The sequence below is a fragment of the Bacteroides intestinalis genome, from assembly GCF_003464595.1.
Lineage (GTDB): Bacteria > Bacteroidota > Bacteroidia > Bacteroidales > Bacteroidaceae > Bacteroides > Bacteroides intestinalis_A.
Genome location: NZ_QRZF01000001.1, coordinates 545,999 through 571,515, shown reverse-complemented (window position 1 = coordinate 571,515; position 25,517 = coordinate 545,999). Strand labels below are relative to the sequence as shown.

General features: G+C 44.1%; 19 protein-coding genes. 9 read left to right on the top strand and 10 right to left on the bottom strand.

Translation table 11 applies throughout. The features are described from left to right. Positions 1-24 precede the first annotated feature (24 nt). From DWW10_RS01985 to DWW10_RS01960, 6 genes are read left to right on the top strand one after another with little or no spacing between them, the layout of a single operon-like run. Positions 25-531, top strand: a complete 507-nt coding sequence (locus DWW10_RS01985; RefSeq protein ID WP_022392267.1) for a CvpA family protein — start codon at positions 25-27, stop codon at positions 529-531. Beyond that, the gene (sufB, locus tag DWW10_RS01980) at positions 531-1,988 is read left to right on the top strand and encodes a Fe-S cluster assembly protein SufB (RefSeq protein WP_007210913.1); all 1,458 of its coding nucleotides are present in this window, start codon (positions 531-533) and stop codon (positions 1,986-1,988) included. Before DWW10_RS01985 ends, sufB begins: the two co-directional genes overlap by 1 nt. Positions 1,989-2,013: 25 nt before the next feature. Then, positions 2,014-2,766 (top strand): Fe-S cluster assembly ATPase SufC, encoded by a 753-nt coding sequence (sufC, locus tag DWW10_RS01975; protein ID WP_007210912.1) that lies wholly within the window; start codon positions 2,014-2,016, stop codon positions 2,764-2,766. Positions 2,767-2,822: 56 nt separating this feature from the next. Beyond that, entirely contained in the window at positions 2,823-3,221 is a 399-nt protein-coding gene (locus DWW10_RS01970) for a GxxExxY protein (RefSeq protein ID WP_022392266.1), read from the top strand. 33 nt (positions 3,222-3,254) lie between these two features. After that, positions 3,255-4,598, top strand: coding sequence for a Fe-S cluster assembly protein SufD (gene sufD, locus DWW10_RS01965; protein ID WP_022392265.1), 1,344 nt, complete (start codon positions 3,255-3,257; stop codon positions 4,596-4,598). A 22-nt stretch (positions 4,599-4,620) separates the two neighbouring features. Further along, the gene (locus DWW10_RS01960) at positions 4,621-5,835 is read left to right on the top strand and encodes an aminotransferase class V-fold PLP-dependent enzyme (protein WP_022392264.1); all 1,215 of its coding nucleotides are present in this window, start codon (positions 4,621-4,623) and stop codon (positions 5,833-5,835) included. Between the two features lie 74 nt (positions 5,836-5,909). Here DWW10_RS01960 and DWW10_RS01955 read toward each other — a convergent pair whose 3' ends face one another. Together DWW10_RS01955 and DWW10_RS01950 are read right to left on the bottom strand one after the other, a co-directional pair. Further along, complete coding sequence (locus tag DWW10_RS01955; RefSeq protein ID WP_022392263.1) at positions 5,910-6,953, bottom strand: CNNM domain-containing protein; 1,044 nt, start codon at positions 6,951-6,953, stop codon at positions 5,910-5,912. 86 nt (positions 6,954-7,039) lie between these two features. Further along, positions 7,040-7,381: a hypothetical protein gene (locus DWW10_RS01950; RefSeq protein ID WP_259320400.1), complete on the bottom strand. Its 342-nt coding sequence runs from the start codon at positions 7,379-7,381 to the stop codon at positions 7,040-7,042. A 169-nt stretch (positions 7,382-7,550) separates the two neighbouring features. On the opposite strand from DWW10_RS01950, the gene DWW10_RS01945 reads away from it, so the two are divergent. Together DWW10_RS01945 and DWW10_RS01940 are read left to right on the top strand one after the other, a co-directional pair. Beyond that, entirely contained in the window at positions 7,551-7,871 is a 321-nt protein-coding gene (locus DWW10_RS01945) for a heavy metal-binding domain-containing protein (protein ID WP_022392261.1), read from the top strand. Between the two features lie 212 nt (positions 7,872-8,083). Next, on the top strand, positions 8,084-10,291 hold the full coding sequence (locus DWW10_RS01940; RefSeq protein WP_022392260.1) for a sodium-translocating pyrophosphatase: 2,208 nt from the start codon (positions 8,084-8,086) through the stop codon (positions 10,289-10,291). A gap of 72 nt (positions 10,292-10,363) precedes the next feature. On the opposite strand, the gene DWW10_RS01935 is transcribed toward DWW10_RS01940, so the two are convergent. The 7 genes from DWW10_RS01935 to DWW10_RS01905 all read right to left on the bottom strand — a co-directional run bounded on the left by DWW10_RS01935 (position 10,364) and on the right by DWW10_RS01905 (position 23,007). Continuing rightward, on the bottom strand, positions 10,364-12,292 hold the full coding sequence (locus tag DWW10_RS01935; RefSeq protein ID WP_022392259.1) for an MGH1-like glycoside hydrolase domain-containing protein: 1,929 nt from the start codon (positions 12,290-12,292) through the stop codon (positions 10,364-10,366). Between the two features lie 42 nt (positions 12,293-12,334). Continuing rightward, a complete protein-coding gene (gene lacZ, locus DWW10_RS01930) occupies positions 12,335-15,487 on the bottom strand; it encodes a beta-galactosidase, LacZ type (RefSeq protein ID WP_022392258.1) in 3,153 nt (1,050 codons plus the stop codon). Between the two features lie 28 nt (positions 15,488-15,515). After that, positions 15,516-16,121, bottom strand: coding sequence for a LysO family transporter (locus DWW10_RS01925; RefSeq protein ID WP_007660790.1), 606 nt, complete (start codon positions 16,119-16,121; stop codon positions 15,516-15,518). Beyond that, complete coding sequence (locus tag DWW10_RS01920; RefSeq protein ID WP_022208430.1) at positions 16,118-16,396, bottom strand: LysO family transporter; 279 nt, start codon at positions 16,394-16,396, stop codon at positions 16,118-16,120. The genes DWW10_RS01925 and DWW10_RS01920 overlap by 4 nt, the downstream gene beginning before the upstream one ends. Before the next feature lie 92 nt (positions 16,397-16,488). Continuing rightward, complete coding sequence (locus DWW10_RS01915; protein ID WP_022392257.1) at positions 16,489-18,006, bottom strand: RagB/SusD family nutrient uptake outer membrane protein; 1,518 nt, start codon at positions 18,004-18,006, stop codon at positions 16,489-16,491. A 23-nt stretch (positions 18,007-18,029) separates the two neighbouring features. After that, complete coding sequence (locus DWW10_RS01910; RefSeq protein WP_022392256.1) at positions 18,030-21,170, bottom strand: SusC/RagA family TonB-linked outer membrane protein; 3,141 nt, start codon at positions 21,168-21,170, stop codon at positions 18,030-18,032. Positions 21,171-21,384: 214 nt separating this feature from the next. Next, positions 21,385-23,007 carry a tetratricopeptide repeat protein gene (locus DWW10_RS01905; protein WP_118420659.1) on the bottom strand — a complete coding sequence of 541 codons (1,623 nt, stop codon included), beginning with the start codon at positions 23,005-23,007 and terminating at the stop codon, positions 21,385-21,387. 95 nt (positions 23,008-23,102) lie between these two features. On the opposite strand from DWW10_RS01905, the gene DWW10_RS01900 reads away from it, so the two are divergent. Next, on the top strand, positions 23,103-23,708 hold the full coding sequence (locus tag DWW10_RS01900; RefSeq protein WP_022392254.1) for a ribonuclease HII: 606 nt from the start codon (positions 23,103-23,105) through the stop codon (positions 23,706-23,708). Here DWW10_RS01900 and DWW10_RS01895 read toward each other — a convergent pair whose 3' ends face one another. Next, positions 23,709-25,265 (bottom strand): PQQ-like beta-propeller repeat protein, encoded by a 1,557-nt coding sequence (locus DWW10_RS01895; protein ID WP_259320399.1) that lies wholly within the window; start codon positions 25,263-25,265, stop codon positions 23,709-23,711. Positions 25,266-25,517 lie beyond the last annotated feature (252 nt).

Sequence of the window (25,517 nt, the reverse complement as noted above, 5' to 3'; positions counted from 1 at the left end):
ACCATTTTTTATCACTCTTTAGCTATGACGATAATAGATATCATCCTATTAGTAGTGATTGGCGCGGGAGCAGTCACCGGTTTTATAAAAGGTTTCATCAGACAACTGGCATCTATTCTTGGATTGATTGTCGGGTTGCTGGCTGCGAAAGCGCTGTATGTGTCGGTAGCGGAGAGAGTCTTTTCTAAGATAACGGACTCTATGACATTTGCACAGGTATTGGCATTTGTTGTTATCTGGGTAGTGGTGCCGTTATTGTTTTTGCTGGTGGCATCTTTGTTGACGAAGGCGATGGAAGCAATTTCCCTCGGCTGGCTGAACCGCTGGCTGGGTGCCGGACTGGGCGCATTGAAATTTCTGCTGCTGGTGAGCCTGCTTATCTGTGTTGTCGAGTTTATTGACTCGGATAATACGATGATTGATAGAACAATGAAGGAGGAATCCGTGTTATATTATCCTATAGAGTCGTTCGCGGGAATGTTTTTCCCGGCTGCAAAAGAAGTTACAGAACAATATATACTTAATACATAATGCAACCCGAAGAACCCAATAAATATGTAAAGGAACTAACGCAGGAGAAGTACAAGTACGGCTTCACCACCGACGTGCATACGGAAGTCATTGAGCGTGGGCTGAATGAAGATGTTGTACGGTTGATCTCTGCGAAGAAGAACGAGCCGGAATGGCTGTTGGAGTTCCGTCTGAAAGCATATCGTCACTGGTTGACGATGGAGATGCCTACATGGGCACATCTCCGTATTCCTGAGATAGATTATCAGGCTATTTCCTACTATGCCGATCCGTTGGCGAAGAAGAAAGATGCTCCGAAGAGCATGGACGAAGTAGACCCTGAGTTGATAAAAACCTTCAATAAGCTGGGTATTCCCTTGGAAGAACAGATGGCATTGAGTGGCATGGCCGTAGATGCTGTGATGGACTCCGTATCTGTGAAGACTACGTTCAAGGAGACCTTGATGGAGAAAGGAATCATTTTCTGTTCCATCAGTGAAGCTGTACGTGAGCATCCGGATTTGGTACAGAAGTATCTTGGTTCCGTTGTGGGATACCGTGATAACTTCTTTGCTGCACTGAATTCGGCGGTATTCTCCGACGGTTCATTTGTATATATCCCGAAAGGGGTACGTTGCCCGATGGAGTTGTCCACGTATTTCCGTATCAATGCGCGTAATACAGGCCAGTTTGAGCGGACGCTGATTGTGGCGGATGATGATTCGTATGTTTCCTATCTGGAAGGTTGTACGGCTCCGATGCGCGATGAGAACCAACTGCATGCTGCTATCGTGGAAATTGTGGTGCATGAGCGTGCGGAAGTGAAGTACAGTACCGTACAGAACTGGTATCCGGGTGATGCCGAAGGCAAAGGCGGTGTCTATAACTTCGTTACGAAACGTGGTAACTGCAAAGGTGCGAACAGTAAACTCTCCTGGACACAGGTGGAGACAGGTTCGGCTATTACGTGGAAATACCCTTCCTGTATTCTGACGGGAGATAACTCTTCGGCTGAATTCTATAGTGTGGCGGTGACGAATAACTACCAACAGGCGGATACGGGCACGAAGATGATTCATCTGGGTAAGAATACCAGCAGTACGATTGTCAGCAAAGGTATTTCTGCCGGACATAGTGAGAACTCTTACCGTGGCTTGGTGCGTGTAGCTCAAAAGGCGGATAATGCGCGTAACTATAGCCAGTGCGACTCTCTGTTGCTGGGTGATAAGTGCGGTGCGCATACCTTCCCGTATATGGATATCCATAATGAGACGGCAGTTGTGGAGCATGAAGCGACTACCAGCAAGATCAATGAAGACCAGATATTCTATTGTAACCAACGTGGTATTTCTACGGAGGATGCTGTAGGGCTGATTGTGAACGGTTATGCTAAGGAAGTGCTTAATAAGCTGCCTATGGAGTTTGCGGTAGAGGCTCAGAAGTTGTTGGCTATTTCGCTGGAAGGCAGCGTAGGATAAGTTTAAAATAAAAAAAATAAATATCATGTTAGAGATAAAAGACCTGCATGCCAGTGTAAATGGCAAAGAAATATTGAAAGGCATCAACCTGTCGGTAAAAGCAGGTGAGGTGCATGCTATTATGGGACCGAACGGTTCCGGTAAGAGTACTCTTTCTGCTGTATTGGTAGGTAATCCTGCCTTTGAAGTGACAAAGGGAAGCGTGACTTTCTGCGGTAAGAACCTTTTGGATTTTTCACCGGAAGACCGTAGCCATGAAGGTATCTTCCTCAGCTTTCAATATCCGGTAGAAATTCCGGGTGTGAGTATGGTCAACTTTATGCGTGCAGCGGTGAATGAGCAACGTAAATACAATCACCTGCCTGCTCTCAGTGCAAGTGAGTTCCTGAAGTTGATGCGTGAAAAGCGTGCCATTGTGGAACTGGACAATAAACTGGCTAACCGTTCGGTGAACGAAGGTTTCTCCGGTGGTGAGAAGAAGCGGAATGAAATCTTCCAGATGGCGATGCTGGAACCGAAATTGAGCATCCTGGATGAAACGGATTCCGGACTGGATATCGATGCTTTGCGTATCGTAGCCGAAGGTGTGAATAAGTTGAAAACACCGGAGAACAGTACCATTGTCATCACTCACTACCAACGCTTACTGGATTATATCAAACCTGACGTCGTACATGTGCTTTATAAAGGTCGTATCGTGAAGACTGCGGGACCGGAATTGGCTCTGGAACTGGAAGAGAAGGGGTATGATTGGATTAAGAAGGAGTTGGGAGAATAATGGGTACGCGGACGACGCGGATAAGGCGGACGAACGCGGATAATAATTAAGCTGTAATGTTATATGAATCGATAACTGATATAATCTTGAGAGCCTTTTATGATGTATATCATGAATTAGGATATGGCTTTTTAGAGAATGTTTATCAAAATGCTTTATATAAGGAGTTAAAACACTGTGGGCTTAAGTGTGAAGCACAGAAGAAGATTGAAGTGTTTTATAAAGGCGAAGTTGTTGGTTTATATTATGCTGATTTGTTTGTTGAAGATATAATTATACTTGAATTGAAGGCAGTGGCTGAAATACATTCTGCTCATGAGTCTCAATTAATGAATTATTTGAAGGCTACAGGTATTGAAGTAGGATTAATCTTGAATTTTGGTCCAAAACCTACCTTTAAACGTAAAGTGTTTAGTAATAGGAAAGAAATAGAAAGTCCGCGTTCGTCCGTTTAATCCGTGTCGTCCGCGTATCTAAATTTATAATATATGAATGCAGAACAACAATACATAGATCTTTTCTCCCAGACGGAAGCGATGATATGCCAGCACAGCACCGAGGTGATGAATACCCCTCGTGCGACTGCGTTTGCCGACTTTGAACGGCTTGGCTTTCCTACCCGTAAACAGGAGAAATATAAATATACCGATGTCAGCAAGTTCTTTGAACCGGATTATGGGTTGAACCTGAACCGTCTGGATATTCCGGTAAATCCCTATGAAGTATTCAAATGTGATGTACCTAATATGAGTACCTCTCTGTACTTTGTAGTGAATGATGCTTTTTATAATAAAGCATTACCTGCTTCACATCTACCCGAAGGAGTTATCTTCGGTAGTTTGAAGGAGATGGCAGAGAAGCATCCGGAACTGGTAAAGAAATACTATGGCAAGCTGGCAGATACTTCAAAAGACGGAGTGACAGCATTCAACACTGCTTTTGCACAAGACGGTGTGCTGCTGTATGTGCCTAAGAACGTCGCTTTGGAACGTCCCATTCAGTTGGTAAACATCCTGCGTGGTGACGTGAACTTCCTGGTGAACCGCCGGGTATTGATTGTACTTGAAGATGGCGCACAGGCGCGTATGCTGGTGTGTGATCATGCCATGGATGCCGTGAACTTCCTGGCAACCCAGGTGGTAGAAGTATTCGTAGGTGAGAATGCTGTCTTTGATCTTTACGAACTGGAAGAAACGCATACAAGTACCGTACGTATCAGCAATATGTATGTGAAGCAGGAAGCCAACAGCAATGTATTGCTGAATGGCATGACCTTGCATAACGGTACTTCCCGCAATACCACTGAAGTATTGCTGGCAGGTGAAGGCGCTGAAATCAACCTTTGTGGTATGGCCATTGCAGATAAGAATCAGCATGTAGATAATAATACAATCATCGACCATGCTGTGCCTAACTGTACGAGCAATGAACTATTTAAGTATGTGCTCGATGATCAGTCAGTCGGTGCATTTGCCGGTCTGGTGTTAGTGCGTCCGGATGCGCAACATACCAGTTCGCAGCAAACGAACCGGAACCTTTGCGCCACACGCGAGGCACGTATGTATACGCAGCCGCAACTGGAAATTTATGCCGATGATGTAAAGTGTAGCCATGGCGCTACCGTTGGTCAGTTGGATGAAAATGCACTCTTCTATATGCGCCAGCGCGGTATTCCGGCACGTGAAGCCCGCTTGTTGCTGATGTTTGCCTTCGTGAACGAAGTAATTGATACCATTCGTCTGGATGCTTTGAAGGATCGCTTACACCTCTTGGTTGAGAAACGTTTCCGTGGCGAACTGAATAAGTGCCAGGGCTGTGCGATATGTAAGTGAGAATATATTAATACTAAACAACATGTATGATATTCAAAAGATAAGAGCCGATTTTCCCATACTTTCCCGTGAAGTGTACGGCAAACCATTAGTCTATTTGGATAATGGGGCGACGACACAGAAACCGCGTTGTGTGGTGGATGCAATAACGGATGAATATTATTCTGTCAATGCCAATGTGCATCGTGGTGTACACTTTCTGTCGCAACAGGCAACGGAACTGCACGAGGCAAGTCGCGAAACAGTGCGGAAGTTCATCAATGCCGGTTCTATAAATGAAATCGTATTCACACGGGGAACCACGGAAAGCATCAATTTGTTGGCATCCAGTTTCGGTGAAGAATTCCTGAGTCCGGGTGATGAAGTGATTGTTTCAGTAATGGAACATCATAGTAACATTGTGCCTTGGCAACTGCTGGCTGAACGGAAGCGTATCAACCTGAAGGTTATCCCAATGAACGACCGCGGTGAACTTCTGATGGATGAATACGAGAAACTTTTTACTGATAGAACGAAGATTGTCAGTGTGGTACATGTCTCCAATGTATTGGGTACGGTCAATCCTATCAAGGAAATGATTAAGATTGCCCATAACCATAATGTACCTTTTCTGGTAGATGCGGCACAGTCCATTCCTCATATGGCAGTGGACGTGAAAGAGCTGAATGCTGATTTCCTTGTATTCTCCGGTCATAAAGTGTATGCTCCCACCGGTGTAGGCGTGCTTTATGGAAAGGAAGAATGGCTGGATAAATTACCCCCTTATCAAGGCGGCGGTGAGATGATAAAGCATGTATCTTTTGAACGTACTACCTTCAATGAATTGCCATTTAAGTTCGAAGCCGGTACTCCTGATTATATCGGTACTACGGGACTGGCGAAAGCGCTCGATTATGTTTCTGCCATTGGCATGGATAAGATTGCCGCTTATGAGCATGAATTGACGGAATATGCCACGCAGCGATTGAAAACAATTCCTGGCATGCGCATCTTTGGTGAAGCTGCAGAGAAAGGGAGTGTCATCTCTTTCCTTGTGGGTGATATTCATCACTTCGATATGGGCACATTGCTCGATCGTCTCGGCATTGCCGTACGTACAGGGCACCATTGTGCCCAACCGTTGATGCAACGCCTCGGCATAGAAGGAACAGTGCGTGCTTCCTTTGGAATCTATAATACGAAAGAAGAAATAGATGTTTTGGTGGCAGGTATCGAACGTGTCAGCAAGATGTTCTAGTTAGTGATTAGGGGGTAGTGATAAGTGATTAGTGCCATGCGGGATGGTTGTCACTAATCACTTATCACTAACCCTTAATCACTAATCTTCGTTTCTGCCTGCTTCTTCTGCCACTTATCCCGTGCCAGCTTCTGCATATCCGTTACGGAGTCTTTTTCATCCACAATTTCAAAACCTAAGGCTGTTTCAATGATATCCTCCATTGTGACAATTCCCCAGAAGCAGCCATATTCATCAATCAAGATTGAAATATGCTCGTTCTTTTCAAGCATTTGTTCCCAAACTGTGGAAACAGAACTATTTTCCGGGCAAGAAAGGATGGGACGGACCACATCCTTCAGGCACATATCGAATCTGTCCTCTGCTAACTTTTCGAGTACAGTTTGCCGCAATACATATCCTGTGATATAATCTTCACTATCATTGTAAACAGGAATACGAGAGTAAAACTTATACTTTCCATCCTGATAGAATTCCTTCAGAGACATACTTTCAGGAGCTGTTGCCACCACAGTACGGGGAGTCATAATGGATTGTGACTTTACTTTATCCAGTTTAATGAGGTTCTGTATCATCTTGTTCTCTTTCATCTGGAAAACACCTTCTTCCACTCCGATGGAAATCATGGCCGAAACTTCTTCGCGGCTTACGGATAATTCCTGTTTGCCGGAAGAAAAAAGGCGGGTAATCAGTTCGGACAGCCACACTAAGGGGTAACAGATGATAATAAGGAAATTGATGATACGGGCTGCTGGAAGTGCCAGTGTGCGCCAGTAGCAGGCACCTATCGTTTTAGGAATGATCTCTGAGAGAACGAGAATTAAGATAGTCAGTATGGCGGAGATTACACCGAAGTAAGCTTCTCCGAATATCTTTACTGCTTCGGCACCTACACCGGCGGCACCCACGGTATGGGCAATGGTGTTCAAGGATAATATGGCAGCAATAGGCCGGTCGATATCTTGTTTGAACTTCTTTAATAAAATAGCGCTTTTCCCATGTGTTTTCTCTTTAGTGGAGATGTACGACATTGGAGTAGATAATAAAACTGCTTCCAGAATGGAGCATAAAAATGATAAAGCTAATGCAAGGGTTAAGTATAATAAAACAAGTCCCATATATAAATTAATTAATTAGACATAGCGGAACGAATATAAGATTCGCCCGGATAAAATATAAAAATACGGTAATAGAAGGACTTGTGCTAAAGACGATATATACAGAGTAGGGAACGTTCAGGTGAATATACGCTCCTGAGATTGTGCGGTTGAGTACCGTCACTATATTGATATAAATTAGTGTTCTCGGTAGAGAAAGTATAAGTAGTCGTAATCTCTGCACAGAGCTTACGCGCACGGTTTAAAGAAAGTGTACGGGAGATAACAGCTTCATCGTTGAACTCTTCGGGCGAATGCTGTTCGTTTTGTTCAATGCAAAGAAAAGGAGGCTCATTTTCGGAAAAGGAATTATAATCTTCCGGTTGCAGTGCAAAAAGCACTACTACCAGATACATCATTATTTTAAATATAAAATGCTTTGTTTCCATTTCTTCGGTACAAAGATAGATAAATGTTGACTCTGCTCATATATAGATGCTCTCTATTTTTTGTTTTTTTATTATAATGAGGAGATATAAAACGGGGCGTCACTGCAACTTTCCGCCCTATTCGTGCGTCTAATAGGGTGCAAATAACTTAAATAAATGGAGAAAGATTATGTTAGTAACAACAACCCCAACTATCGAGGGTGGACGTATCACCCGCTATTATGGTATCGTTTCAGGTGAGACGATTATCGGTGCCAATGTATTCCGTGACTTTTTTGCCAGTATTCGTGATGTAGTGGGCGGACGTAGTGGTTCTTATGAAGAAGTGCTGCGCGAAGCGAAAGATATCGCCCTGCGTGAAATGCAGGAACATGCCAAGGCACTTGGAGCCAATGCTGTGATTGGCGTGGATTTGGATTATGAAACTGTAGGTGGAAGCGGTAGTATGCTGATGGTAACCGCTTGCGGTACGGCTGTGACAGTAGAATAATGAATATAGAGGGAGAGCCGGAAAGCCCTTCCTCTGCATATCAATATTTGGGAGAATAATCGCTGATGATTACTTTTCCCTTTTTTTGTTCCAGTAAGTTGGGTGAATGAAAGATGATGCTGGTGCGGTAATTTTTCTTTTATTCCTTTGTTTATTTCATTTCAAATCAATACTTTTAGACTTTTAATCAACCTTTTAATACGAATAACACTATGGACAGTTTGCTTTTCTGGCTGATTCCGGCCGCTTCCGTTTTAGCTCTCTGCTTTGCTTACTATTTCCATAAGCAAATGATGAAAGAGAGTGAGGGTACTCCGCAAATGATAAAGATTGCCGCTGCCGTGCGCAAAGGCGCGATGTCTTATCTGAAACAACAGTATAAGATAGTTGGCTGGGTATTTCTGGGACTTGTGATCCTTTTCGCTATTATGGCTTATGGTTTTGATGTACAGAATCGTTGGGTACCGATTGCCTTCCTGACGGGCGGTTTCTTCTCCGGACTTTCCGGATTCCTCGGTATGAAGACGGCAACGTATGCTTCGGCACGTACGGCAAATGCTGCCCGTAATTCACTGAATGCAGGATTGCGCGTTGCTTTCCGTAGTGGTGCGGTAATGGGACTGGTGGTAGTAGGCTTGGGCTTGCTCGACATTTCTTTCTGGTACCTGTTGTTGAATGCGGTTATTCCGGAAGATGTTTTGACTCCGACTCATAAACTCTGTATTATCACTACCACGATGCTTACTTTCGGAATGGGTGCTTCTACACAAGCACTTTTTGCCCGTGTAGGTGGAGGTATTTATACAAAGGCTGCCGATGTAGGCGCCGACCTGGTAGGTAAGGTTGAAGCCGGTATTCCCGAAGATGATCCGCGCAACCCTGCAACGATTGCCGATAATGTAGGTGACAACGTAGGCGATGTAGCCGGTATGGGTGCCGACCTTTACGAAAGTTATTGTGGCTCCATCCTGGCAACTGCCGCCCTGGGTGCTGCTGCCTTTATCCATACGGGAGATACGGCCATGCAGTTCAAAGCAGTTATTGCTCCGATGCTGATTGCTGCCGTAGGTATCCTTCTTTCTATTATCGGTATATTCGCAGTGCGTACTAAAGAAAATGCGAAGATGAAAGATCTGCTTGCTTCGTTGGCTTTCGGTACGAATCTGAGTTCCGTACTGATTGTAGTGGCTACCTTCTTTATTCTTTGGCTATTGAAACTTGATAACTGGATGTGGATATCTTGTGCCGTTATAGTTGGTTTGGTAGTCGGTATCATTATCGGACGTTCTACGGAATATTATACTTCTCAATCTTACCGTCCTACCCAGAAGTTGAGCGAAAGCGGAAAGACTGGCCCGGCGACGGTGATTATCTCCGGTATCGGTTTGGGTATGTTGTCTACCGCGATTCCAGTGGTTGCTGTGGTAATAGGTATCATCGCTTCCTATCTGTTTGCATCAGGATTTGATTTCAATAATGTAGGTATGGGACTTTACGGTATTGGTATTGCTGCTGTAGGTATGCTTTCCACTTTGGGTATCACTCTTGCTACGGATGCTTACGGCCCTATTGCCGATAATGCCGGTGGTAATGCTGAAATGGCAGGTCTGGGTGCAGAAGTACGTAAACGTACGGATGCCCTCGACTCTTTGGGGAACACTACTGCTGCTACTGGAAAGGGCTTTGCTATTGGTTCGGCCGCACTTACAGGACTTGCTTTGCTTGCTTCTTATATTGAAGAAATCCGTATCGGACTGACTCGTTTGGGAACCACAGAGCTAACTCTTCCTCATGGAGATACAGTGGCTCTTCAAGATGCCACCTTCTTCGACTTTATGCACCATTATGATGTGACATTGATGAATCCGAAGGTGCTTTCGGGTATGTTCCTGGGTAGTATGATGGCATTCCTTTTCTGCGGACTGACAATGAACGCTGTTGGTCGTGCTGCTGCTCACATGGTGGATGAAGTACGCCGCCAGTTCCGTGAAATCAAGGGTATCCTTACTGGTGAGACAGAACCGGACTACGAACGTTGTGTAGAGATTTCTACAAAAGGAGCACAGCGTGAGATGGTAGTTCCTTCGCTGATAGCCATTATAGCTCCGATTGCAACGGGACTTATCTTTGGCGTTCCCGGTGTTCTGGGTTTGCTGATCGGTGGATTGAGTAGTGGCTTCGTTCTTGCTATCTTTATGGCGAATGCGGGCGGTGCATGGGATAATGCAAAGAAATATGTGGAAGAAGGAAACTTCGGCGGTAAGGGTAGCGAAGTACATAAAGCCACTGTGGTAGGCGATACGGTAGGTGATCCGTTTAAAGATACTTCCGGTCCGAGTTTGAATATCCTTATCAAACTGATGAGTATGGTAGCTATCGTGATGGCGGGGCTGACGGTTACTTGGAGCCTCTTTCAGTAATGGCAATTTTTCCTAATAGAAACGCCCGTTTTCCTTAATGGAAACGGGCGTTTTCTTTAATGGGAACAGAAATTACTTCCCGTAATCATCGTACATCATCAATAGATGGGATGAACTCCAACTAAAGTGTGGTGCTTTCAGCCGCTCTCCGGTGTGAGTGCCGTAGTTCTCGTGGATGGGCGCTCCTTCTTTCAGTCCGTTAAGGCGGTCGAATACTTGCATGGTGTATTCGTCGGCGAGCTTATGATAACCGTAGTTACGGAGTCCGCGGATGGCAAAGTAAGTTTGGTCCAGCCAGATAGGACCACGCCAGTAGCCGCGTGGGTTGTACTTGGGATTATCTGCGGCAATGGTGGGGAAGGGGATGTACGTTGAGAACTTCGCTGTGTTCTGAAGCATGGGTAACATCTTGTCTACCTGTTCTTGCGTGGCAATCTGTGTCCACAACGGAGTATAGGCTTCGCATCCCGGTTCTTCAATAAATGAACCATCCTTCAGGCGGCGGTCGAAAAAGAAGTTGAGTTTGGGATCAAAGAAATAGTCGGCTACTTTATTGCTATAGTCGGGAGCATCGAATGAGACATTTAGTAATCCGGCAAACTTCTTCAGTAACTTACATTCCAGTGCCAGGTAGGCGTTCAAGTCTACACTTTCCTGATCCATGCTCCAGGCATCCTCGCTTCCGTCGTTCCTCAGCATCACGGCATCGTCAAAACGGATGGCATTGTCCATACCGCTTTCCCAGGCTGCCGCTTCCAGAGTGCCGTCTGTAGCGCCGTATTCGCACATGCCATTATGATTATGGTCGCGTTTCTGATACCACCACTTATAATAAGAAAGCAGTTGCGGATACATTTCGGCAACGAAAGCCGTATCACCAGTATGCGTAAAGATTTCATCTACAGCCCAGCATACCAAAGGCGGTTTGCTGTCGCGTGCATTGTTTTCGGATGGATCGGTGTAGATACAGTCAATAATCATGCCGTCCGGTTGTTGATAATCGAACATGGCGCGGATGTTATTCTTTGCCAGCTCGGGATCGAACTTGGCAGTTCCGGCACTGAAACGCCAACTGTCCCATGCCCAGAAGCCTACAAAGTAGCCAACTGCATGGCTTGGAACGATTCCCTCGTGCAACAGACCACCGCGGTGGGTGCGCCAGTTGGAGATAAGAGTGGTTACGGCTTTTACGGCGATGCGGTCATATTCGGGTTTCATGTCGGTACGCAGTATCTTCGTCAGGTATCCCTCCCAACGTTCGGCATTGGCTTGCAATGCTTTTTCGGGATTGTTGAGCAGGTTGGGAAGATTCTGTAGTCCGGCTGTCATATCCTTTTCGGAGGTGAAGAAGGAAATGGCTACATTCACGGGATACTTGGAGGTATGGATAAGGGCGGTGTAGTTATTATCAGTTCCGGTAAGTACCACATCGGGAGTAAACGTTACAGTTACGCTTTCTCCGCTGGGATGGCGGGCTATTACGGAGTTCTGCTCTACACTTACGGTTACGTTCTTTCCCCATTGGCTGCTGGTCAGCATCAGTTCTTCCGCCTTGTCGACTTCTATACGAAGCAATGCGGTGGAAGCACTTACAAAGTTAAGTCGCTGGGTGACAGTTTCATTTCCGGAATGGGCGGACATATACAGTTCTCCGGGATAGTAACAGGTGGAATCGGGCACAAAGGTATCCGCGGCTTTCTTACTAAAACCTACCGTAACAGCGGATTGTGCCATCCACTGGCGGCGGAACATATCCAGACTGAACGGACCGCAGAAACCGTTTACCCAGTTCTCTTTCTCGGGAAGGGTGAAGCCCATCCACGAGCCGGCATCTGTGAACCAGCCGTAGCAGCGGTGCAAGGTATCGGGAGTGTAGGCAATATCCAGTATATTATTGAATGTATACCGCTTCTCCGCAGTGTTTTTGCTGCCGGGAGTGCAGGCGGCGATGCCTGCAACCAGCAGAGTAAAACAAATAATGTGTATAAACTTATGTCGCATGATCTAATTTATAATTAATGGTTTTTTTTCAATCAGAATCGCTTAGAACCAACATTTATGAGCCTGTTCGGTCGCATCATCCTTTGCTCCGAGCGGTTGCAGTGTGAAACTGTATTTCCATTCGTGTGGCGTGATGGTGTATTCGGGATGTACCTGTGCTCCCCAGGTATTGTCACCACCCACACCCATCTGCTGATGATCGATGTTTAGCCAAATTATATCCTTTTTCAGGATACTTCCTCCATGACGGCGTTCTATCTGCGAAGGACGATATTCGATGTCTTCCATCGGAAAGTTCCAGGCACTTACGCTCAGAGGCTCTTCTCCGGTTACCAGCAAACCTTCTCCGGCAACATTGCGCAGGGCAACCCAACGCACATCACAGTGATTGGCCGTTTCCTGAGCACGTACATACGGATGAAATTGTTCCCAAACCGTAGCATTATACAGGCCTACTAATGCTCCTGTCTTCCGGTCTGCATAGTTTTCCTGCGGACCGCGTCCCAGCCAGGACATCATTTCATATTCTGCCGGAAGTATCATACGCATACCCAGACGAGGCATTTCATTCAGCGCCTGTTTGCCCGGGGTGAAGTGCATGCTCACCCGGACGGCACCGTCAGGATGAATGTCATAGATTGTTTGCAATGTAGAGCCTTGCGCCTCCATCTTATAAGTAGCCGTTACAATGACAATGTGCTGTTTCTCTGTAACTTCCAGATTCTTCAGTTTGGCATCCTTTCCGGCAGTCTTCCAGGTGGCACAGCGATTGAGATGTCCATTAGGAATATCGTTGTCCGTCAACGGACGCCAGAAGTTGGGTTGTAATCCCTCTTTAATCAGATTCTTTCCATGGTAGCTCAGTTCTGTCATCTCACCGTTTTGGGCAGAGAAGGCTATCTGGAAGTTGTTTCCTTTCAGTGTGATCGCTTCGTTATTCCGGTCTATTGCCAGTGAACTGTTGGCGGGCTGAACCTTTCCGGCGATTTGAGTTGTGGGGAGTATCCATTGCTCGATGGCCACTTCATGTCCTTTCGGTATCAGCGGAGCTTCATGCTTGGTGAATGCACGCAGAGTCAGGAAGTATTCCTTACTGTCGGCGGGCAATGCTTTCAAGGGTAATTCTATATTGGCAGAGCTTCCCGGAGTGATTACGGGGAAGTCCATTTCACCTCCTTGTACTGCTTTTCCGTCGCACTCTACTGCCCAGCGCAGGGTATATCCTTCCAGGCCGATGAAATCATGCCGATTGCTGACTTTTATCTTGTTCGGAGTAAAAGCTACCGGTTCGAAGTGAATGTATTGCAATACTTTCTTCACCTCATAGATGTGCGGATGGAGAGAACGGTCGGCGGCTACCAGTCCGTTGGCACAGAAGTTAGAGTCGTTGACGATGCCTACAAAGCCCATGTCGCCTCCGAATGCCCAGATATCACGGTTGTTTTTATCTTTGATGGCGAATGTCTGGTCTACCCAGTCCCAGATAAAGCCGCCCTGTAGCTGGTCATACTTATAAATCAAATCCCAGTAATCCTGGAAGTTTCCTGCACTGTTACCCATTGCATGAGCGTATTCACACATAATCAAGGGACGTTTGTCACGCTGGTTGATGTGGCGGCGCAGTGACCAGATACGCGCATACATCGGACAGTAGATGTCACTTTTTGCATCGTAGCCACCTCCTTCGTATTGTACCGGACGGGTAGAGTCTATTTTCTTAGTATAATCGTACAGTGTTTCAAAATGTTTGCCATATCCGGATTCATTGCCCATGGACCAAGTGACGATGGCTGAATAGTTGCGGTCGCGTGCAATCATGCGGCTCATGCGTTGCATGAAGGGGAGTTCCCAGTCCGGATAATTAGCCAGCGTACCATCCTTGTGATCCATCATGCCGTGGCTTTCGATATTGGCTTCATCCACCATGTATAGACCGAACTCGGTGCAAAGCTCGTACCAGGCAGAATAGTTCGGATAGTGGCAGTTGCGTACACCGTTCAGATTGAATTGTTTCATCAACTGAATATCATGTATCATGGAAGCAACACTGATAGTGCGTCCTTTGTGTGGATCGTGCTCGTGGCGGTTTACTCCTTTAAACAGTACTGCTTTCCCGTTGATCATCTGCATTCCGTTGCGCATCTCTACCGTGCGGAAACCAAAAAGATGAGTGAAAGATTCCAGCGGTTTTCCCTGAGCGTCGAAGGTGTTGACTACTAATGTGTAAGTATTCGGCGTCTCCGCATTCCATGCACGTGCATTCGGGAAGATTTGCCGTTGGCTGAATAGAGTATCGGTGGTGGAAGTGACAGACTTCTTCCGATTGTAAATCTCCTTGCCGTGATCCAATACCTTTACTTCGACGGTTTCTCCGGCTTTAGGCTGGTGAAGTAGTACGTCGAGGTTTAGTTCTCCATCTTTGTAGTCATTGACTAACTCAGCAGTCATCCGGAAGTCGCGAACACGGCTTTGCGGACGGGCATAGAGATATACATCCCGCTCAATGCCACTGTATTTCCAGTAATCCTGCCCTTCAAGATAGGAGCCGTCGCTGTAACGGAATACTTTCACGGCAAGTTTATTACTGCCTTTTTTCAACAGCTTCGTAACGTTGAAGTGAGACGGCAGACGACTGTCTTCCGCATATCCGGCAAACTCACCGTTCACCCATACATAATAAGCGGATTCCACTCCTTCGAAGTCAAGAAAGATATCCATACCTTCCCAACCATTCGGGACAGTAAATTCACGGATGTAAGCTCCTACCGGATTGTAGTCGGCGGGTACATACGGAGGATTGGCAGGAAATGGATAGCGGGTGTCCGTATAAATAGGGGCATCAAATCCTTGTAGTTCCCAACTTCCGGGAACTTGTATTTTGCTCCATTTCCGGGTATTGTATCCGGATTTATGGAAATCTTGAGGACAAAGATCGTTATTCTTTGAGAACAGGAATTTCCAGGTTCCATCCAGAGAAATTCGTCTTTCTGTCGCAGGATTCACGTCGAAACGTACATCAGCGGGGAGAGAGCGTTGTTTCAAAGCGTTGGCTTCATTTGTAAACGGAATGAAATGCGCATGCATCGGCTCTCTGTTTATTTCGTTGATTTGTGGGTTCTGCCAGGGCTCGTTATCAGCCAGGGCAGAAACACAAAGCAATGAGGAAAAGAGTAAAGTATAAACTTTGGCTTTCATGATAATTGGTTTTAAGTTCAAAACAGTATTAAATTGAACAAAACAGTGTCACAAGGAACGGAACGCTGAAATCCACCACAAATCCGTGGAAGATAGAGACAACTACAAATTGTTGTCCAGCCGTTCGTGTAATGATGGGCAGTGTGGTGTCCATCGTGGTTGCTCCTCCGGCAGAGATAGGGGCGAGGTTGCCGAACCAGCGCACCAGTAACGGTGCAGCCAGCAAGGTCAGAATCTCACGGCTGATGTTGGCGAGCAGGGCAATTGTTCCTAATTCAGCTCCTTTATATTCGGTAATGAAGATACTGGAGAGTGAATAGTATCCGAAGCCCGAACCTACAGCCAGGCAATCTGTCAGGGAACGGTGTGTCAGTATCAGGCTGACTGCGGCAGAACCTGCCAACGTGCCCAGAATGGTCATGATAGGCAGGAATATCAACCGTGGATTGAGTGAACGGAAGTTTTTCAACGTTTGCGGATCATTGCCTACACTTAGCCCTACACTGAACATCAGTGCGCAGAGTGCATAAAAGCTGACTTTACTATCTATTACGATATCGATAGGTATCAGGTGAAAGACTCCGCAGAGCGTACCCAGCACAAAAAAGCCGACTATGATAAGACTTCCTTTCATGCTTGTCCTCCTTTCCGTTTGTATAAGGCTCTCCACAGTGCCCAGGCGGCAATCACACTTCCCAGAGTTCCACCTATGGTGAGTATGACGGCTTCAAGGCCAATGGTGTGCAGTCCTTTGATAATCTGCTCGTTTCCTCCCACTTCAATGCCGAGAATGAAGAGCAGTACCCAGATCAACACTGTGATAACTTTATGAATTTTACTTAAATTCCGTTTCCGTAAGAGGTAGCCCAGCAGCATTCCTGTGAGCATCAGTCCGATAATTGTAAACATATCTATGTCGTTTTTGAGGGCAAAGATAATTCTTTATAGGTAAACAAGGCAGCAGCAAGGCCACCTTGTTTACCATATTCAGAGAGAAAGGATTACTCGTTTATTTCATTATTCGTTTGAATTTCCATTAGAGGAATGGGCAGGAAGTGCTTAGTTTCATCGAAATGTGTTCTACCTGCACTACGCATTGCGTCATCCAGTTTGCCCCAACGACGAAGATCGTAAAAGCGGGAGTTCTCTAATGTGAACTCTACCAAGCGTTCATGCTCGATTTGTGCTTTTACAGCCGCATAATCGCTTCCTGTCATAGCTGGTAATTTTCCGTGTATGCGGCGGACGTCGTTAATTAATGGGATTGCTTTTTCCGGATGTTTTTGTTCATTATACACTTCTGCCTGCATCAGCATAACATTGGCGTAGCGCATCAGTGGCATGTTAGTGCCTACATAGTTCTGTGCATAGTCAGTCCAGGTTGCCGGTAGATATTTGCGATAATTATAGCTGGTTGCAGAACTTTCAGAATAAACATCATCGTAATTATATCCTAAAATATGACCGCCTTCACGATAATAAGGATCATCAAACATCATTGAGCCGTAGGCACGTGCATCGTACATATTATCTTCTGCAATGCGACCTTCTTTCAGAAACTCGTCATACATCATTTCACTGACACGGATTTCATCCCAACCGGACATACTGCCCGGAGCAACCCAAAAATGTAATACATGTTTGTGGAAAGTTCCGTCTGCTGTACTATTGGTGAATTGAAGTTCCAGAATAGCTTCTTTGCAATTTTTATTGGTTCCGTCAAACATACTGCTGTAGTTGGATTCCAGTTCATAACCGGTTACCTTTCCAAACGCTTCTTCTGCCAGTCTCAGATATTCATCTTTCTTGCCGCTTTCTTCGTAAGCGCGAGTCAGGTAAGCCCATCCCAGATAAGAATATGCTGCGCCTTTCGTGACACGTCCAGCTTCGGAAGAAGGGCGGTCTTGTGGCAACATGCCACCTGCTTGGTCTAATTCCGTACAAATGAAGTCCCATACATCTGCTCTTGGAGAAAGAGCTTTATGAGTTTGTGATTCACCGGTCAGATATTCATTACGAATAATTGCTTTCTCCCAACTCATAATCAACTTAAAGTGGTAGTATGCACGTAGAAAGAGAGCTTCACCTCTGAGGTGGTTGTAATCTTCCGTACTCATTTTTTCGCCTGTACTTTGTACCTTTTCGATACCAAAAAGTACATTGTTGGCATAGTTGATGCCATTGTAGTTGTTCATCCAGTATGATCTGATACTGGAGTTCTCATTATTATAGGTATAATTGTATAGTTCACCCCATTCCGGATAGTTATTGACATCTTGTCCGGTTTTCATTTCATCACTGCGGAATGTTTCTACAACATATTTGACTTCTGCTACAGAGTAGGCACCTGTCCTATTATCCAATTGGCCGTAAACGGCGGATAACCCTGCTTCTACATCGGCTTTGTCTCTCCAGTATTTGTCGGTAGAAAAGTCCGGAGACTCTACTGTTAGAAAATCATCACACCCTGCCAGTAAGACTGTGAACAGGAAAGATGCTAAGTATATTATTTTTTTCATTGTCTTTTAATTTTAAATAGTGATTAGAATGTAACTTGTAAACCTACTACGAAAGAACGTGTAAACGGGTATACAAAAGAATCGACACCTGTATTCAGGATGCTTGAAGAAAACTCAGGATCAATGCCTGAATACTTGGTAATAGTGAATAGATTCTCACCACTTACATAAAGGCGGCATTTCTCAAGGTAAATCTTTTTAGCTATGGTTCTGGACAGACTATATCCTAACTGTAATTGGCGCAAACGGACGAAATTGCCATTTTCGAGGAAACGGGTAGATTCGCGTGTATTTTGATTCAGGTCATTCAATACGGCTCTAGGCATGTCGGTATGGGTATTTTGCGGAGTCCATGCATCCAGCGTCGTTTTGAAGAAATTTCTACCGGCATCCATACCTTCGTAGTAAAGACGGTTTACATTGTAGAGCTTATGTCCCCATGCACTGCCAAACTGGAAAGATAAGTCAAAGTTCTTATAAGCGCCACTGAATGATAAGTTCGCTTCTACTTTAGGAATACCCGATCCGGAGTATACTTTATCACTGCTATCTATGCTGCCATCACCGTTTGTGTCTACAAAGCGAACATCGCCTGCATAGGCATTGGGTTGAAGCCTTTCTCCTTTGCTATTTACGTAAGCTGCAGCTTCAGCGTCACTTTGGAAGAGACCATCTGCCTGATACAACCAGAAACCTGCTACAGGATATCCTTTCAAAGTCTGAGTCACAGCGTGACCATCACCTTTCCATGCCGAACCGTATAATATCTGGTTGGGGTCTGCTTTTAACATCTCATTCTTGATAGTGGAAAGGTTAAGGCCGACGTTATATTCAAAGCCATTTACGTTGTCGCCATAGTTTAATTCAAGTTCAAAACCTTTATTTACCATCTTACCTACATTGACTGTTGGATTGTAGATACCGGCAGAAGGTGCCATAACTTTTTCGATCAACAAATCTTCTGTCGTGTTGTAGTAATAGTTGATGCTACCATTCAGCTTGTTATTGAATAGCCCGAAGTCGAAGCCTATGTTTTTAGTGTCCGTTGTTTCCCAACGAAGGTCATCGTTTACAAGATAGAGGTTGGACATTCCGGACCAGGGGTTACCACCCTGGAGATAGCTCATACCCTGTGTGTTGCTGCTCGTCATAGTAGGAGCATAATAATATCCTAATGCGCTTTCACTACCTAAACGTCCCCAGCTGGCGCGGAATTTCAGATTACTGATCGGAGTGTTTTTCGGGAAGAAGTCTTCTTCGCTGATTCTCCATCCCACAGCTACTGAAGGGAATGTACCCCAACGGTTGTTTTTACCAAATTTGGAAGAGCCGTCAGAACGAACCGTAACTTGCAGCAAATAGCGGCTGGCATACGAATAGTTGAACCGACCGAAGAAAGAAGCACGGTTATAATCGTAGAATGTACCGGTTCCTGTAAATGTTCCGCCAATACCGGCATCAATGGTCGGGGAGGTCGGGTCGAAGAATCCGCCGGGTACTTCACTGGAACTTAGACTCCCATCTACTACATCGTATTCCGTTTTTTTGCCTTCAACACTTACTGAACTTTTATCTTGGCGAGTTGAAATGACAGAATTACCTATCATTGCTGTAATAGAATGTTTGCCGAAATTCTTCATGAAGGTCAATACATTCTCAAAGGTCTGTTGGTAGTAATATGAATTGTATTCGTAATTATACGGATACAAGCTCGGTTCCTGCGCATTAGCTTCATATTTAGCACGATGATAACGATCGTTATAATAGTAGCCGTTGTATGTATAGCTTGTCTTGAAAGTCAGCCATGAAGCAAATTTCATTGTCAGGCCAATATTACCGGTGATATCATAGCCGGTATATTTTCTGGTTTTATAGTGATCATCAGCCATAACGTTACGGTTGGTGGGAAGTCCCAACTTCACTCCGTCGACAGACATGTCGGTTAATCCGTAGCCATAAGTTTGGTTTTCATCATATACAGGCACCAGCGGAGACATGGAGTACATTTCTTTCAGAGAGTACTGGGGTTGTTTGCTTTGAGTTACTTTGAAGTTCAAGCCTGCGTCGAAATCAAAGATATACTTGTGGGCATTCAATTTCAGACGTGCATTATCCTGAATGTAGGAGTTGCCTTTGAAAATGCCCTTTTCATCGGCATGTCCGTAAGATAAAGAGTATTTGGCAACTTCCGAGCCGCCGATAATATTTACATAATAATTTTGTGCAATACCGGTACGAAGCATTTCATCCTGCCAGTCGGTATCTGCTCCTGTCGGATTCTTTCCGTCTTTTACGGTAAGATAAGCCTGTTTCTTTTGATTGGGATCATTGGCCATTGCATTTTCGTACATCATATTGTGTACTTTCATATATCCGTCTGCATCCAGCATCTCGAATTTCTTAGCTACCGAATTAACAGTCATGTAGGTATTGAATGAAATCTTCATTTCACCTGCTTTACCATTCTTTGTGCTAACAATTACAACGCCATTAGCAGCTACCGAACCATAGATTGCAGCGGCTGCGCCGTCTTTCAGGATTTCCATTGATTCAATATCCTGCGGATTGATGGTATTGATGTCACCGGGATATCCGTCGATGATGTAAAGAGGTTCGTTGTCTCCCATTGTTTTGATACCACGGATTTTCACAGAAATGCTTGCACCAGCATTACCACCGGATTTTAATACGCTTACACCGGCAATTTTACCTTGCAGTGCCTCGGTAGCACTGGTAGTGGCGCGCTTCATTAAATCTTCTGATTTTACGGAAGAAATAGCTCCGGTCATATCACTTTTCTTCATTGTTCCATAACCTACTACAACAACCTCATCCAGCATTTCGGTGTCATCTTTCAAAGTTACGTTCAATACTTTCTGACCTTTCAACGGAACTTCTTGAGCTACATAACCCACATAAGAGATTACCATTGTCGCATTAGGGGCAACTGTTAAGGTGAAGTTACCGTCAATGTCGGTAATGCAACCATTAGTTGTACCTTTTTCCAAAACACTGGCACCAATGAGGGTTTCTCCTTTGGTATCAGTTACTGTACCGGTTAATTGAATGGTTTGTGCTAAAGAGCTTAGCGGTACCAAACATACAAAGAGCAAGGTGAGTAAGATGACTCTTTGCATCAGGGAATACTTTTTAATTTTACCCATGTGTGATAGTTTTTAAGGTTTATAAAATTGTTTTTCACATGGCAAAGAAAGAATTGTATTAGGAGTATTCCTATGAAAGAGTATCTATAAAATATCTACAAAAAGGTTGATTTGCATACTTTTTTAGTCTACAAAGCATTTTGTAAATTATTGAATTATAGATATGTAGTGGAGAACTATATATCTACAATCCATTGTATTCTAAAAGGAGATATTAAAAGGCTTGCAAATACTTTACCAGGTCTTCTTCTGTGGATAGATTCAATGATTTGCGCAATCGGTAACGATTCATATTGATGGTTTTGGGATTGGTGCCAGTAATCATGGAGATTTCTTTGGTAGATAAGTTCACGCGCAGTAAAGTAGCCAAGTATTTTTCACCTTGCGTTAGTTCGGGGTGTTTTAGAATAAGTCTTTCAATGAATTCTTTATTCTTTTCTTCAATACTCAGAAGTAAAGTATTATTCGTTTTATCTCCGCTTTGATATTGACTGATAAAAGCATTTACTTTCTTTAAGTGGGGAACAAGCGCTTGATTATCCATTCTATATCCTTCCTTAATCATCTCTCGTATTTTATCCAGCAATTCATTACGGCTTCTGAGAAATACGGCAAAGCTGGTTACTTCCTGTTGACTGTTGTCCAGGGCACTCTGTACATTTTGCAATTCCAATTCCTGTTGGTGCAGTTTCAATTCGGATATTTCTCGTTGTGACAGTTCCAACTGATAACGGGCTTCTACCAGCTGAAGACCTTTTCTGCGTTTATACCATTTATATAAGAATATACTGAAGGCTAAGCCAAGAACAAGTATACTGCCCAAAAGCCATAGGTTGCGCTTTAGTAGTTCTATCTTATAAGTTTGCTCTTGCATTTCGGTAGCATATTTCTGATCCTGATATCTTTTATAAGAGATTTCCTGCTCGATATTGCGTAGTTTGTTGCTACTTTGTAGCTCCTTGCTTAAAGCATACATTTGACTGAGCCGTTTATAGGCTTGGTCATAATCACCTATGGCAGCATATACCCAGGATGAATATTCGTAATAATCACAAATCAATTCCTTGGCACCAATGTTGCGGGCGTACTCATAGGCCTTTTGCAGAGCTTCCAGAGCTTTGGAGTATTGCTCACCAAAATAATATTGTTTGCCCATATTGTTGTAATTCTCTCCCAACGACCATTGTGCATCCAGATTTTTATTGATAGCTATGGCTTCCTGGATGAGAGATAGTTTCTTTTCCGTATCTCCCTGATATAGACATAAATTATTCAGGTTGGTAGCAATTTCTTTTAAGTTTCGTTGGGCGCGGTTGATAGTCAGTGCCCGTTGAAGGAATCTTTCAGCTACCAGAAATTCATCGAGTAGGTAATGCATGACTCCACGCTCATTATAACATCCTGCCACCGAAGCCGAATCTCCTAAAGACTTGAAAATAGAGGTTGCTTTATCATTCAGTTCTATTCCTTTGTTATAATCGCCCAACTTGCTATATACACGTCCCATGAGTGAATAGAGCTGGGCCGTTTGTCGTTTGTTTGCCGGATTGATATATCTCTGTGTATCATATAAATTTTTGATACTTAAATCGAAGTTTCCCAGCAGTTGTTCTGCCTGGCAATGGAGTATCATAGCTTGCGCACGGGTTTCATTGGGTGCATCTTCAGGAAATAAGGCAGCAGCCTGGGCTGCATAGTATGATGCTTGCTTGGGATTACTGAACAGGGCATTTTGAGCTTGCTCCAGTAAAGTCTGGGCTTGTTTGTTATCTTGAGCCTGTAAGGGGATCGTGGTTAATAGGAAAACTGTAGATAGTAGATACAGTGCTTGCTTCATAGTATATTGTTGTTTCTGCAAATGTAATTATTTTCCTTTAAAAGTCCGGTTTGCTTTCAAAAAGATTTATCTTTGTGGCTCTAAATTAATGCTATATGCTATTGCCTTATTTGAATGAAGATCTGATTGAAGCCGGTTGTGATGAAGCCGGTCGTGGTTGCCTGGCAGGTGCTGTGTATGCTGCTGCTGTGATTCTTCCCAAAGATTTCAAGAATGAACTACTGAATGATTCCAAACAGTTGACGGAACACCAGCGTTATGCTTTGCGCGAAGTGATTGAGAAAGAAGCACTGGCGTGGGCGGTAGGTATCGTATCTCCCGAAGAAATCGATAAGATTAATATTCTGAACGCTTCTTTCCTAGCCATGCACCGTGCGGTGGATCAATTGAAAATGCGTCCGCAACATCTTCTTATCGATGGCAACCGTTTTAAGAAATACCAGGATCTTCCGCATACTACAGTAATTAAAGGTGATGGCAAATATCTCTCCATAGCAGCAGCTTCCGTACTTGCCAAAACCTATCGTGACGACTACATGAACCGGCTTCACGAAGAATTTCCGTATTATGATTGGGATCATAATAAAGGCTATCCTACAAAGAAACACCGCACAGCTATTGCCGAACGTGGAACTACGCCTTATCACCGCATGACATTCAATCTGTTGGGTGACGGGCAGTTAGCACTTGATTTTAAGTGATTATTTAATCGCTTCATCCAGATCAATAAACAAGAACTGGTTCTTATAATTGAGTAGTAACAGCTTATTATCAATCACCTGTCCTTTTTTGAAATTTGTTTGAAGATGAGCTACAGGCATTCCCATTTCGTGAATAAACCAATAGTCTCCACGATTACCGATGCATAAATAATCCTTTAATTGGATGCTGGGACTATAGATACGTTCCCGTTCGTAGGTCTTACCAATATTCAAGTCCTTGTCTACTTCATAGATAACTCCCTGATCATTATACACCAGACAATGTTCCCCGTTGAAGGCGAGTGATTGGAAAGCTGTCGTATCCTGATTGGCTGCATAGAGTGTATTGGGCAACATTGCCTCCAGCTTTCCATATTGTTTAGTATCCCAAGGTACAATATTCACTATTGAATCTGTCAATTCCTGATAAGCTAATCCGTCATCAAACAACATGTATAGTGCATCATCCGTTCGCAGGGCATCTTCAATCATGTCTTTCTTGACGCTTAGTTGGTTGAAGAAAATCTCCTCTCCGTTTTGTAAATTATAACAGGCTATGAATGGGCGTCCGTATTTTCTAGGGCTTGTTCCTTCACGTAATCCGAAACCGTAATTCAACATAAATAACTTGCCGTCTTGTACGAAAAGATTGGAACGGGAAGCTTTTACATCAGGAAATTCCGTTTGCCACACTACATTGAAGGCTGTATCTACGCAGGAGATGTGCTGACGGTCTGCCCAGTAATAAAGTGAATCTTGAGATAATATGTTGGAAGTCAGCCCCGTGATTGTATTATTGGCAATAGGAACATAGCTATAATAATATGCGCCGCCTGTTGCCACGCCACCGGCTACTCCTACAGCAACAGCAGCAAGCCCTTGTAATAGTGCCGCTTTTGTATCATGAGCTCCCGGTTTTCCCGGATAGGTCAGTAGTTCTCCGGTCATGAAATCTAACTTGTGCAATGCGTCTGCTACGATTAAACGCTTGTTATGTTCCAGATCAAGAACCTCATTCCAACCGTATTGATGAGGTATTTTGTTTTCCCACAAATCGTTACCGAATTTCAGACTAACAGCACGGAGCTTGTTGGATGTAGGAGAATTATATCCTAGGACTAACCCAAGTGAATCATCCACATATACCGGAAATAAATCAGCTTCCCATTTCTTTGCCCCTGTTTCTTTACTGAGCAATGATATCTTGCTGCCAATTTCGGATATTAAGACTCCTTCCGAAAGACAGGTTATTTTTGATTTGCTGAAATCAATCGGTTGTTTCCATAGAAGTTGGCTACTTTTGGTGTCATAAAACCCAATTTCTCCTTTATTCTTCAGATACTTACCGCTTTTAGTCGTTTCCCGGAAACTGATACAGAGGTAATCTCCTTTATCACTCATAGAAAAAGTTTCCACTCGCTGCGGAAAAGTGTAACACTGTGCTTTCAAGTCAGTTCCGTCTATCTTCTTTCCTACAACGATAGTTTCGGATTGCGCATAAGATATCGATGCCGTGAGAAGGAGGCATACAAGCATTAGATTCCTCTGTGTTTTCATGTTCATTGACTTAATTGGCGTAATCATTGACTTATTGGGCGTAAATATACATGTTATTTGTGAAATGCGATTCCGGGAGACTGAAGTTTGTTTCATTCATTATTCTTTTTTCCTTTACCTCATTTCTGGTAGGTTATGAGGGAAAGTTGACGAGTTAACGAGTTGACAAGGGGTTGTAGTTAACATTTGAGGTTTATAATAAATACTAATTGCTTACAACCAATTAATATTCGAGACATAGTCGTATACTTA

Coding starts and splice junctions, on each gene's coding strand:
- DWW10_RS01985 (WP_022392267.1), top strand. CDS start 25: ATGACGATAATAGATATCATCCTATTAGTAGTGATTGGCGCGGGAGCA.
- sufB (WP_007210913.1), top strand. CDS start 531: ATGCAACCCGAAGAACCCAATAAATATGTAAAGGAACTAACGCAGGAG.
- sufC (WP_007210912.1), top strand. CDS start 2,014: ATGTTAGAGATAAAAGACCTGCATGCCAGTGTAAATGGCAAAGAAATA.
- DWW10_RS01970 (WP_022392266.1), top strand. CDS start 2,823: ATGTTATATGAATCGATAACTGATATAATCTTGAGAGCCTTTTATGAT.
- sufD (WP_022392265.1), top strand. CDS start 3,255: ATGAATGCAGAACAACAATACATAGATCTTTTCTCCCAGACGGAAGCG.
- DWW10_RS01960 (WP_022392264.1), top strand. CDS start 4,621: ATGTATGATATTCAAAAGATAAGAGCCGATTTTCCCATACTTTCCCGT.
- DWW10_RS01955 (WP_022392263.1), bottom strand. CDS start 6,953: ATGGGACTTGTTTTATTATACTTAACCCTTGCATTAGCTTTATCATTT.
- DWW10_RS01950 (WP_259320400.1), bottom strand. CDS start 7,381: ATGGAAACAAAGCATTTTATATTTAAAATAATGATGTATCTGGTAGTA.
- DWW10_RS01945 (WP_022392261.1), top strand. CDS start 7,551: ATGTTAGTAACAACAACCCCAACTATCGAGGGTGGACGTATCACCCGC.
- DWW10_RS01940 (WP_022392260.1), top strand. CDS start 8,084: ATGGACAGTTTGCTTTTCTGGCTGATTCCGGCCGCTTCCGTTTTAGCT.
- DWW10_RS01935 (WP_022392259.1), bottom strand. CDS start 12,292: ATGCGACATAAGTTTATACACATTATTTGTTTTACTCTGCTGGTTGCA.
- lacZ (WP_022392258.1), bottom strand. CDS start 15,487: ATGAAAGCCAAAGTTTATACTTTACTCTTTTCCTCATTGCTTTGTGTT.
- DWW10_RS01925 (WP_007660790.1), bottom strand. CDS start 16,121: ATGAAAGGAAGTCTTATCATAGTCGGCTTTTTTGTGCTGGGTACGCTC.
- DWW10_RS01920 (WP_022208430.1), bottom strand. CDS start 16,396: ATGTTTACAATTATCGGACTGATGCTCACAGGAATGCTGCTGGGCTAC.
- DWW10_RS01915 (WP_022392257.1), bottom strand. CDS start 18,006: ATGAAAAAAATAATATACTTAGCATCTTTCCTGTTCACAGTCTTACTG.
- DWW10_RS01910 (WP_022392256.1), bottom strand. CDS start 21,170: ATGGGTAAAATTAAAAAGTATTCCCTGATGCAAAGAGTCATCTTACTC.
- DWW10_RS01905 (WP_118420659.1), bottom strand. CDS start 23,007: ATGAAGCAAGCACTGTATCTACTATCTACAGTTTTCCTATTAACCACG.
- DWW10_RS01900 (WP_022392254.1), top strand. CDS start 23,103: ATGCTATTGCCTTATTTGAATGAAGATCTGATTGAAGCCGGTTGTGAT.
- DWW10_RS01895 (WP_259320399.1), bottom strand. CDS start 25,265: ATGAAAACACAGAGGAATCTAATGCTTGTATGCCTCCTTCTCACGGCA.